Genomic DNA, 11761 nt, shown 5'->3' with positions numbered 1-11761 from the left:
TGATGATTTGTTACAAATTTATTTCTTTAGACTATTATTTTTATAAAAGGTTTATTTGTAATTTGGCTTTTATGAAAATGTTATCTAAACTCCTTATTTTTTGTTGGTTCTGCTTTAGCTTTGGTCAAGAAGGCACAATTGAAACCCAATTAATTTCAACTTCTAAAACAACTGCCGAAAGTTTTATTGGAACTGATGCTTTTGGATTTCTATACACTCTACAAAATAATGATTTCATAAAAGAAAACGAAACACGCAAATTCAATTACAGAAACGTTTCTTTAGGAAAACCCGAAACTATAGATTTACAAAATCCACTACAAATAGTTTTGTTCTTCAAAGCCATGAACTCGGTAGTTTTGGTAGACAGCCAGCTTAGTGAAACACTGAAAATAAATTTTTCTGAAACTAATCCCGATTTAATTCCGCAACATGTTCGCTTGGCAAGTCAGAATAGATTTTGGATGTTTGATTTTGCCAGTCAACGTTTAGGATTATACAATTATAGAACCTTACATTTTAGTCCAATTTCCAATCCTTTTTTAAATCCAATCATCTATTGTCAATCGGATTACAATTATTTTTATTGGATAGACACTGAACATAATTTGTATGTTTCCAACGTATTCGGAAAAATCAATTATGTTGGAAAAACGCCAGATTTCGATGCTGTACAAATTATCGCTTCGAATCAAATTTTGTTAAAAAAAGATACAATTATAAGTATTTACGATTTGACTAAAGAAACTTCACAAATCATTGCTTTGCCCGAAAAAAGCATAAAAAGTTTTTGTTATAAAGAACAAATTTTATCTATTTTTACAGACAACGAAATAAGAAATTACAAAATAATTTTACCATAATGTACATAGCTGTTGCAGGAAATATTGGTGCGGGAAAAACTACTCTTACACGACTTTTAGCTAAAAATTTTAAATGGGAACCTCATTTTGAAGATGTAGTTGACAATCCGTATTTGGATGATTTTTATCATTCAATGGACCGATGGTCATTCAATCTTCAGATTTACTTTCTCAACAGTCGTTTTCGTCAAATATTACAAATTCGAGAAAGTGGTAAAAAAATCATACAAGACCGTACTATATACGAAGATGCACACATATTTGCTCCAAACTTACACGCCATGGGCTTAATGAGCAATCGCGATTACGAAAATTATTCGTCGTTATTTGAGCTGATGGAAAACTTGGTTGGCGCTCCCGATTTATTAATTTACTTAAGAAGTTCCATTCCGAATTTAGTAGCTCAGATTCACAAAAGAGGACGTGAATATGAAAATAGTATTTCGATTGATTATTTGAGCAGGTTAAATGAACGCTATGAAGCTTGGATTCAAACCTACAACAAAGGCAAACTTTTAATTATAGATGTTGACAATATTGATTTTGTAAACAAACCTGAAGATTTAGGAAGTGTAATTGAACGAATCAACGCTGAAATCAACGGTCTTTTTTAAAATATACAATCCCGAAAATCAATCGGGATTTTTTGTATCTTTAATATGTCTCCATAACTACACAAACTTATTTTTGTTTAATCTTAATGTTTCATCAGATGAGCAAAAAATTAGTAAAAACGGCAAGCATAAGTATATTTTTTGCATTGCTCTTATTGTTTCAGAGTTGCACCGTATACAAAAGTGCACCAATAACCTTAGATGAAGCAGTAGCCTCAAACCGTAAAGTAAAGATAACAACCGTCACTGATCGAAAATTGGTTTTCAAGCGTATTGAAAAGTCAGACACAATTTATTATGGCCTTAAGAAAAACAACGGTAAAATAGCTAGAATAGTTTTAAATCCTAATAGCATTAAAACGATAAAAGAGCCTGATCGGGTAACTTCTACACTATTAACTACAACATCTATTACAGCCGCTACACTATTTGTAGGCTATTTGATTTTTCAAGATTCCTTTAAGTGGAAAAATAGCTCGGATACAACTTTAACTTTTTAAGTTAATAAAGACTTTTCACTTTCACACTTTTGATTTCACCCTCAAACTGAATTAGCTTGACTTCACCAGGTAACAAGTCAAAATAATTATCTTCGAATTTTACGGTTCCTGCTTCCAAAAACACATTTTTAGCCAGAACATCGGTTGTAACTTCGATGGTAGTATTATCAATTTGACTCACAACAATTTTCGGAGATTTTAACTGCAGTTCTTTTGGTTTTACAAAATAATACAAAGCTCTTTTTTCTAAATAATCCGGCAACACCAATTGAACGGAAAGCGCGGTTTGTTTTGGATTAAAAGTCCCTAATTCCTTTTTATCTATCGCAAAATACACTTTTGAACTGTTAGCTTCTACCGTAACTGACTTTGTATTTTGCCACAAAACATCACCGTCAAACGACAGCAATTGCATATTCAGTCTTGCCTGTTTATCGGTTAAAGCATCATTTACCACATAAACTTTATAGTGATTCTCTTCTTCGTTCACGGAAACCAAAACCGCATCAAAACTACGTTTCACTTGATAATGAAATGCCTTCCAGTTTCCAAAATAATCCACCGAGCTCCAAGAGGTCACAGGCCAACAATCATTGAATTGCCAATACAAAGTCCCCATGCAATACGGTTTAGCTCTTCGATGGGCTTCGATTGCCGTTTTCATTCCTTCAGCCTGTAAGAGTTGTGAAACATAAAGATAGTCTTCAAATTTCTCAGGAATTTTATATTCCCGTTCCATATAGGTTTGTATCGTTTGATAGCCAGTCGGGTGCTTTTGATGGTTTTTAACCGCTTCGGAATTCAAATTCCATTCGTTTTCTTTTGCGAATGCTTTAAAAGTTATTAAGTCTGGCATCCCCTGAAAACCATATTCACTCATAAAACGACCAACTTTCTGCTTGTAAATTTCAAAAGGCTCCATGCCCCACCAAACGCCCCAATAATGAGAATCGCCTTGCAGCAAACTTTCCTTTCTGCCCCAACCAATTGAAGGAGACGAAGGCCAGTAAATATTTTTTTCTTTCGACAAAAGACTGTCTAAGGTTTTCGGAATTACATCATGAAACAGCCTTTTGTAATCATTCCAAATTTTAGTAGAATCCTGAGCCGAATATCTGTACTCTTTCTGCCAACCCCAATTATGCCAACCTTCATCATTTTCATTATTGCCACACCAAAGTGCTAGACTGGGATGATTTTGTAAGCGATTTACATTGTCGATTACTTCTTGCTTTACATTTTGCAGAAACTGTTCATCGCCAGGATACATAGCACAGGCAAACATGAAATCCTGCCAGACCAATATTCCGTTTTTATCGCATTCGTTGTAAAAAGCATCGTCTGCATACACACCGCCACCCCAAACGCGAAGCATGTTCATGTTGGCATCCACGGCGTTTTTTACCATTTTTTGATACACCGAATCTTTGGCTCGAGGTAGAAAACTATCTGGAGGAATAACGTTGGCGCCTTTCATAAATACCGGTACGCCGTTCAATTTGAAATAAAAACTTTTCCCTGCTTGATCTTTTTCCTGCACTAATTCTAATGTACGAAGTCCAATATTCAGCTCGTATTTATCCAACGTTTGATGACCTCGCGTCAGAAAAAGTTGAAACGGATACAAATGCGCTTCTCCCAAACCATTACTCCACCATCGTTTGGGCTCTTGAATTTCATAGGAAATTTTTATCTGTTGTATCCCTTTTTTCAAGGATATGTTTTCAGTTTTCTCGTTGACTTTCAAACCGTAAGTTCCTGATTTTTTACAAGCCACAGTAATTACAAATAACAGCTCCGCTTTCGCATCCGTTAAGGTTTTTTGCTCGAACTTTACATTTTCAATGCTTGCAGCATTATAAAAATTCAACTGTACTTTCTTCCAGATTCCAGCGGTCACAAAGCGCGGTCCCCAATCCCATCCATACTGGTATTGGGCTTTTCGCGTAAATATTTTTTCATCCCCCGGCAAAGTGTATGGCAATTTCACTGCTGCTTCTTTTCCTTTCTTGACCGCAGCATCAAAAACGACTTGCAAGGTGTTGTCCCCTTTAACCAGGAACTTTTTGACATCAATTTTCCAAGTACGAAACATGTTATCGGCTTTGAGAATTGATTTACCGTTTAAGAAAACCTCAGCATACGTATCCAGACCGTCAAATCGTAGCTCGACAACTTCATTTTTTAATTCTTCCGATCTAATGGTGAAATTTGTTTTGTATTCCCAGCCTTCATTTTCAATCCATTGCAATTGTTTTTCATTGGTTCCAAAGAATGGATTTTCGATGCTTTTATTTTGAAGCAAATCGGTATGCACTGTGCCAGGCACCGACGCTTTGAGCCATTTCGCGTCGCCTTTTTTTCGAAAACCCCAGTTTTCAGCTCCTAAATCCCGTTGAAAACTTTGTCCTAAAGCGATAATGGAAAAGCAAAAAACCAATAAAAGTGACAACTGTTTTTTCATTACTCAAGATGGGATTTTAAAGCTTGTACTTCCTCAATATTAGCTGTTTCACTTCCATCAGTTATGGCAGAAGAATGATAAAATCCAGCATTGGTTTGTTGTTGAATCGTATTGATATTCGTCGAACGTAATCCGCCACCGGGCATAATAGCAATTCGATTGTTGGCTTTATCCACCAGTTGTTTTAAAACGGAAACACCTTCGGTTACATTAGGCATTGTTCCTGAAGTTAGAATAGTGGAAAACCCACATTGAATAACTTCTTCCAACGATTGTAAAACATTCTGAACCTCATCAAAAGCTCTGTGAAACGTACAGGGTAATGGTTTCGCTAACGCTACCAATTCTGAACATTGCTGCACATTAACTCTTTTATCATCATTTAGAATCCCAAACACAAAACCGTTAATTCCAATTTCTTTAAAAACCTGTATCTCATTTTTCATTTGTTGGTATTCTGCTTCCGAATAGGTAAAATTCCCTCCTCGCGGACGAATCATCACATATAAAGGAATGGCTACTTTTTCTTTGGTTTGTCTGACAATCTCAAGATTGGGTGTGGTACCGCCTTCTTTAATATTGTCGCAAATCTCGATTCTATCAGCTCCGCCTTCTTGTGCGATTAGGGCTGATTCAGGATTAAAACAAGCAATTTCAATTTTTCTCATTATCGTAAAAAATAATCGGCATCAATTAATTTGTTTCCGGACTCGTCGTACTTCGCATAATTAAAACCGCCTTGAACACAGTAAGACCCGTGCTCTCCTTTTTTATTCAAAGCAATGAATCCAACCTGTATGTCTTTCAAATTTTTGTTTCGATTTTTTGTCAGTTTTACAATTCTCATTACGGCTTCCTCACAGGCTTTTTGCGGTGATTTCCCCTGACGCATCAGTTCCACTACCAAATGACATCCGGCAATTCGGATAACTTCTTCTCCATGACCGGTTGCCGTTGCCGCTCCGATTTCATTATCCACATACAACCCGGCTCCGATAATAGGAGAATCTCCCACACGACCGTGCATTTTATACGCCATACCGCTTGTGGTACAGGCTCCGGACAAATTACCGTGCGCATCTAACGCAATCATTCCAATAGTATCGTGATTTTCAATATTTGCAATAGGTTTGTAATTGCTGGTTTTTAGCCATTCTTTCCATTCTTTTTCGGAAGCGTCCACCAACAGATTTTCTCTTTTATAACCCTGTGACAAAGCAAACTGAAGCGCTCCTTCACCTACCAACATCACATGCGGTGTTTTTTCCATCACGGCTCTAGCAACAGAAATCGGATGTTTGATATGCTCTAAACAAGCCACCGAACCAATGTTGGAATACTCATCCATAATACAAGAATCAAGAGTTACACGACCATCACGATCGGGGCGTCCTCCATAACCTACACTACGTTCGTTTGGATCACCTTCCGGAATTTTTACTCCGGCTTCCACTGCATCAAGTGCGCGACCATTATTTTTTAACACTTCCCAAGCGGCCTCATTGGCAGGAATTCCAAACCGCCAAGTAGACAATACGATTGGTTTAGCTCCGCTCCGTTCGCCTGTAGCTCGGGTTTTAACTTTCCCAGAAGAAATAATCGGCTCCTCTTCCGATTTTCCACGAAAGGCATTCAATGCTACCGCTACGGAAGCGATGGCTGTTGTTTTTAAAAAATTTCTACGATTTGCCATATTTTAAATTTTTATTCCACCATAATTTCGTCGACGAACAACCAGCAATCTGAACCTGCGCCAGGTTTACCATCGGGTATTTTTCCAGCATTAGGCGCTATCACCCTGATAAACTTTACTTTTTGTTTTTTAAATTTCATTTCGACAACACCTTTCATCTTAATGATTTCTTCTACTGCAACTTTCTTTGCCGATTGAAATACTTTTCCATCTTTGGAAGTCATAACTTCAACATATTTCGGATAATGAATCCAGCTTCCGTCATTGGTTAACACATCTACCGTCACTTTGGAAACGCATTGTTTTTTGCCTAAATCGATGGTTGCCTCCAAATCTTTTCCCCAGAAACCAATCCAATCACGCCCGTATTTCTCCATGTTACCGCGCATTCCATCGACCAAAGTAAAACTACCTCCAAGACCATAGTTTTCATGTGGTTGATGCAGTAAAGTAATTTTTTTTCCAGTCGATTTACTAATGAAAAACGATTGTTCGATTACGGTGCTTTTTTGTTTGCCATTTTCAAAATATGCGGCTTTTATTGTTTGGCTTTGAGTAACATTGATAGGCTTTTCATATACTGTTGAAGTTGGAGTTGGATTTGATCCGTTTGTAGTATAAAAGATTCCTTCTTTTGCTGATTTTAAACTAAAAAGCACGCCTTTTCCATTATCCGATGGACCAACCTTAGAAGTTACTTCATAAATTGAACGACTGTAATTAATGCCTCTTTTCTCATACACTGAAAAATGTTGAAGAAGCCGGTCTTGAAACGCTTTATAATTATCAGGCTGGGAAGTTCCCCAAACCACCTCCGACAAAGCCGCCATTCTTGGCATGACCATATATTCGACATGTTCCGGTGTATTGATATATTCTGTCCAAAGATTTCCTTGCGCGCCTAAAATGTATTTTGTTTCTTCAGAAGTCAGTTCTTTTGGAGTTGGCTCTAAGGAATATACTTTTTCAACAGTTGTATATCCGCCTATAGCTATCGGTTCGTTCTTAGGTTCACCTTGATAATGATCGAAATAGCAATGAGACCCCGGTGTCATAACAACAAAATGTTTTTGTTTGGCTGCAGCTATTCCGCCTTCCGTACCACGCCAACTCATTACAGCTGCATTCGGGGCCAAGCCTCCTTCTAAAATCTCATCCCAACCTATAATTTTTCGGCCATTGGAATTGACAAATTTTTCGATGCGTTTGATGAAATAACTTTGTAGTTCGTGCTCGTCTTTCAAGCCTTCTTTTTGGATTAAAGCCTGACAATGGGCACAATTCTTCCAGCGAACTTTCGGACTTTCATCGCCTCCGATATGAATATAATCCGACGGAAACAAGGCCATAACTTCCGTTAAAACATCTTTTAAAAATCGAAAAGTAGTTTCTTTAGGACAAAACACATCGTCTAAAACACCCCATTGCATCGCTACTTCAAAAGGACCTCCAGCGCAGGATAATTCGGGATATGACGCTAAAGCAGCAACTGCATGCCCAGGCATTTCTATTTCCGGAACTACAGTAATATGCCGTTTTTGAGCATAAGCCACAATTTCTTTAATGTCTTCCTGAGTATAAAAACCTCCATAAGCGACATCATCAAATTTCTGATCGTTGTAATGTCCAACCATCGAACCTTTTCGCCAGGCCCCAATTTCGGTTAGCTTGGGGTATTTTTTTATTTCGATACGCCAACCCTGATCGTCGGTTAAATGCCAATGAAAAGTATTCATTTTATACATTGCCAGATAATCGATATACTTTTTTATAAAGCCTTTGGGAAAAAAATGTCGGCAAACATCCAAATGCATGCCACGCCATGCGTATTTAGGTTCATCTTTTATCGCAACACAAGGAATTTGTATTGCATCGCTTTTTTCTAGTGGTAATAATTGTTGCAATGTTTGAAAAGCATAAAACAGCCCTAAGTTACTTTTTGCTGAAATGGTTATTTGCTGTTGATTAACTTGCAACTGATACGCTCCAGTATCGTTAAGATTAGGGTTTTCAACCTGAATCTGAATTGTATTTAACGGACTTTTAGAATTATTGGTTGTTATTAGTTCAAAGCCATAATTCGTTTGTAAGAACCGATTGAACAATTGCAATTCATTAGTACTTTCTGAATTTCCAATTAATATTAAAGTACCACTATTTAAAACAAAATCCCCTTGCTGAAGTTTTAATTCTTTGGGTTGCGGAATTAAAGGCCACTGACTTTGAGCTAGTCCAGCAGTGGTTATAATAAAAAAAAGTAGCGTAAAAAGCCTATTCATTACTTGTGTTGTTGTTTAGTTAAAAGTACTAAAATAAAAAAGCCCCACAAATTGCGGAGCTTTTTATTATCACTATTTAGAGACTATTTATCCCTAAACTCATCTATTTTAGCTTGTACTTCAGCTTCAGTTCCTTCGAAAACTTTTTCTTCAGTAGTTGCTTTTCCATTTACTTCAGAAGTAATTTTCACGGTTGCTTTCACTTTACCATTCATTTCTTCTTTCTGAATAGAGATTTGCTTTGAAACTTCTTTAGTCATCATACCGGCATCTGTACAACAAGCCATTTTACAATCGGCTTTTTTCATGAATTTTCCATCAGCGTCAAAATGTGACATGCACATCGCTTTTTCTTCATCATTACAGCCCATTTCATCACACATTTTAGCACATTCGTCTTTGGTCATGGTTGCGATTTTAGACATATCGCATTTCGCTGTACACGATTTCATTTCCATTTTCGTACAACATGATCCTTTTTCCGAAGATGCTTCATGACCATGCCCGCTTCCTAAAATTGGTGCAATAACCAAACCTACCAAACACGTTAATTTGATTAAAATGTTCATAGAAGGTCCAGAAGTATCTTTAAATGGATCTCCAACCGTATCTCCTGTAACAGCAGCTTTATGAGCATCAGAACCTTTGAAAGTCATTTCGCCATTAATCATAACTCCCGCTTCAAACGATTTTTTAGCGTTATCCCAAGCACCACCAGCATTGTTTTGGAAAATGGCCCATAATACTCCAGATACACACACACCAGCCATATAACCTCCAAGCGCCTCAGCTCCCATTAAAGCTCCAACAATAATTGGTGTAATAATAGTGATAGCACCTGGCAGCATCATTTCACGTAAAGCCGCTTGTGTTGAAATATCTACACATTTACCATATTCCGGTTTTCCAGTTCCTTCCATAATTCCAGGAATTTCACGGAACTGACGACGTACTTCGTTTACCATATCCATGGCTGCTTTACCAACAGACTGCATCGCTAAAGCCGAGAATATTACAGGAATCATTCCTCCAATAAATAAAGCAGCCAATACATCTGCTTTAAAAATATTAATACCGTCAATACCTGTAAATGTTACATATGCAGCAAATAAAGCTAAAGCAGTTAACGCAGCAGAAGCAATTGCAAAACCTTTACCTACAGCCGCTGTTGTATTACCAACTGAATCTAAAACGTCTGTTCTTTGACGAACTTCTTTTGGTAGTTCGCTCATTTCGGCTACACCTCCTGCGTTATCAGCAATAGGTCCGAAAGCATCGATTGCTAATTGCATTGCAGTTGTTGCCATCATTGCAGAAGCAGCAATTGCCACTCCGTAGAAACCTGCCAACTCATATGAACCCCAAATTGCAGCTGCAAATAAAATTACAGATGAAAAAGTTGATTTCATACCCGTAGCTAATCCAGCAATAATATTAGTTGCTGCTCCAGTGGATGAATTTTGAACGATATTTAAAACCGGTTTTTTTCCTAAAGCAGTATAATACTCGGTAAAAGCAGAAATCAACCAACCTACAGCTAATCCTACTAAGGTAGCATAGAATACATGACGACTTGGAATTGCTTTCATTCCTTCACCAAAAAATTTCATATTGATGGTTTCCGGCAACATCATATCGATTAAAAACCAACATGCAACAACCGTTAATGCTAAAGAAACATAATTTCCAAGGTTTAAGGCACTTTGTACTTGAGCCTCTTTGGCATCGTTATTTTTGATTTTCACAAAAAAGGTACCGATGATTGAAGACAAGATTCCTGTTCCAGCAATTACTAAAGGCAGCAAGATTGGCCCCATTCCATTAAATGCATCGGAAAACTGAGAACCTGCGGCTTCAGTCATATCTTTAATAATATAATTTCCTAACACCATTGATGCTAATACGGTAGCCACGTACGAACCAAATAAATCGGCACCCATACCAGCCACATCACCAACATTATCACCAACATTATCAGCAATAGTTGCAGGGTTACGCGGATCATCTTCCGGAATTCCTGCTTCTACTTTACCTACTAAATCCGCACCAACGTCTGCCGCTTTAGTATAGATACCTCCACCTACGCGAGCAAACAATGCAATAGATTCTGCTCCAAGCGAAAATCCAGCTAGTGATTCTAGAGCAACAGTCATTTCATCATAGAAATTACCCGCTCCAGTAACAAACATATTGGTAAACAAAATGAAAAATATACTTAAGCCTAAAACTGCTAATCCAGCAACACCTAGCCCCATAACTGTTCCTCCAGAAAAAGAAACTTTTAAGGCTTGAGGCAAACTGGTTTTAGCAGCCTGAGTAGTACGTACATTCGCTTGAGTAGCGATACGCATACCGATGTTTCCGGCAAGTGCTGAGAAGAAAGCGCCGAAAACAAAAGCTACCACAATAATCCAATGTGATGTTTCCACAAATCGGGAAACTGTAAATAATGCAACAGAAGCAATTACAACAAAAACAGCCAGAATTCTGTATTCGGCTTTCAAGAATGCCATTGCGCCTTCTTGAATACTTTTCGAAATGCCTTGCATTTTCTCGTCACCTGCGTCCTGACTCTTCACCCAAGCGGCTTTGATTCCCATGAACACAAGACCTAGTATGGCCAATACAATTGGCACATAAACAATCATTTTCTCCATAAAATTGGTTTTGGTATTTAGTTAATTTTCGTAAATATAACGAAACCAAAACAAATAAAAAAGCAACATTCTTTTTAGAACATTGCTTTTTTTATAAAATTTTATGAAAATTTATTATTTGATACTGAACAGGCCAGCAGGTTTGTTTTCTATAGCATTAAAACGCTCTACGCATAACTTTAAAATTCGTTTAGCATCGTTAACATCACCCCATCCTTCAACATCAACTTTCTTGTTCTCTAAATCTTTATATACTTGGAAGAAATGTTCGATTTCTTTAACCAAGTGCGGATTCATATCACTTAAATCTTCTAATTTATTCCAGATTGGATCTGAAACCGGTACACAAATAATTTTCTCATCTGGTCCTTTATCATCTGCCATATGAAACACTCCGATTGGTTTTACTTCGATAACACAACCTGGAAAAGTTGGTTTAGTAACCAAAACCAAAACATCCAACGGATCACCATCTAATGCTAACGTTTCTGGAATAAAACCATAATCGGCAGGGTACATCATTGATGAAAAAAGCATTCTATCAAAACGCATTCTTTTTAAATCGAAATCGTATTCGTATTTGTTTCGGCTTCCACGAGGAATTTCCACTAATACATCAAAAGTTGTTACTTTATCAGCTGTCATTTTTACTATCTATTTTATTTTGAGGGTGCAAAAGTAGGACAAAACA

The 11761-nt window shown here is 37.3% G+C and carries 9 protein-coding genes; 3 read left to right on the top strand and 6 right to left on the bottom strand.

Translation table 11 applies throughout. The features are described from left to right. The first annotated feature begins 71 nt into the window (after window positions 1-71). The 3 genes from ACZ1JT_RS07930 (at window position 72) to ACZ1JT_RS07920 (ending at window position 1977) form a co-directional block, all read left to right on the top strand. Window positions 72-863, top strand: a complete 792-nt coding sequence (locus tag ACZ1JT_RS07930; RefSeq protein ID WP_465093304.1) for a hypothetical protein — start codon at window positions 72-74, stop codon at window positions 861-863. Next, window positions 863-1477, top strand: coding sequence for a deoxynucleoside kinase (locus ACZ1JT_RS07925; RefSeq protein ID WP_465093303.1), 615 nt, complete (start codon window positions 863-865; stop codon window positions 1475-1477). The genes ACZ1JT_RS07930 and ACZ1JT_RS07925 overlap by 1 nt, the downstream gene beginning before the upstream one ends. A gap of 98 nt (window positions 1478-1575) precedes the next feature. Beyond that, window positions 1576-1977 (top strand): hypothetical protein, encoded by a 402-nt coding sequence (locus tag ACZ1JT_RS07920; protein ID WP_465093302.1) that lies wholly within the window; start codon window positions 1576-1578, stop codon window positions 1975-1977. A gap of 1 nt (window position 1978) precedes the next feature. Here the strand turns inward: ACZ1JT_RS07920 and ACZ1JT_RS07915 are convergent, their stop codons facing one another. From ACZ1JT_RS07915 to ACZ1JT_RS07890, 6 genes are all read right to left on the bottom strand, one after another. Continuing rightward, complete coding sequence (locus tag ACZ1JT_RS07915) at window positions 1979-4441, bottom strand: glycoside hydrolase family 2 protein (RefSeq protein ID WP_465093301.1); 2463 nt, start codon at window positions 4439-4441, stop codon at window positions 1979-1981. Next, window positions 4441-5109: a copper homeostasis protein CutC gene (locus ACZ1JT_RS07910; RefSeq protein ID WP_465093300.1), complete on the bottom strand. Its 669-nt coding sequence runs from the start codon at window positions 5107-5109 to the stop codon at window positions 4441-4443. The genes ACZ1JT_RS07915 and ACZ1JT_RS07910 overlap by 1 nt, the downstream gene beginning before the upstream one ends. Further along, window positions 5109-6134 (bottom strand): isoaspartyl peptidase/L-asparaginase family protein, encoded by a 1026-nt coding sequence (locus tag ACZ1JT_RS07905; protein WP_465093299.1) that lies wholly within the window; start codon window positions 6132-6134, stop codon window positions 5109-5111. The genes ACZ1JT_RS07910 and ACZ1JT_RS07905 overlap by 1 nt, the downstream gene beginning before the upstream one ends. Before the next feature lie 11 nt (window positions 6135-6145). Beyond that, window positions 6146-8413 carry a beta-N-acetylhexosaminidase gene (locus tag ACZ1JT_RS07900; protein ID WP_465093298.1) on the bottom strand — a complete coding sequence of 756 codons (2268 nt, stop codon included), beginning with the start codon at window positions 8411-8413 and terminating at the stop codon, window positions 6146-6148. Window positions 8414-8496: 83 nt separating this feature from the next. Beyond that, the gene (locus ACZ1JT_RS07895; protein ID WP_465093297.1) at window positions 8497-11070 is read right to left on the bottom strand and encodes a sodium-translocating pyrophosphatase; all 2574 of its coding nucleotides are present in this window, start codon (window positions 11068-11070) and stop codon (window positions 8497-8499) included. A gap of 114 nt (window positions 11071-11184) precedes the next feature. After that, entirely contained in the window at window positions 11185-11715 is a 531-nt protein-coding gene (locus tag ACZ1JT_RS07890) for an inorganic diphosphatase (RefSeq protein WP_465093296.1), read from the bottom strand. Window positions 11716-11761 lie beyond the last annotated feature (46 nt).

The organism is Flavobacterium sp. IC2-16 (genome assembly GCF_055521455.1).
The sequence above is the reverse complement of the archived record's forward strand: the minus strand, read 5'-3'. Positions and strand labels throughout refer to the sequence as shown.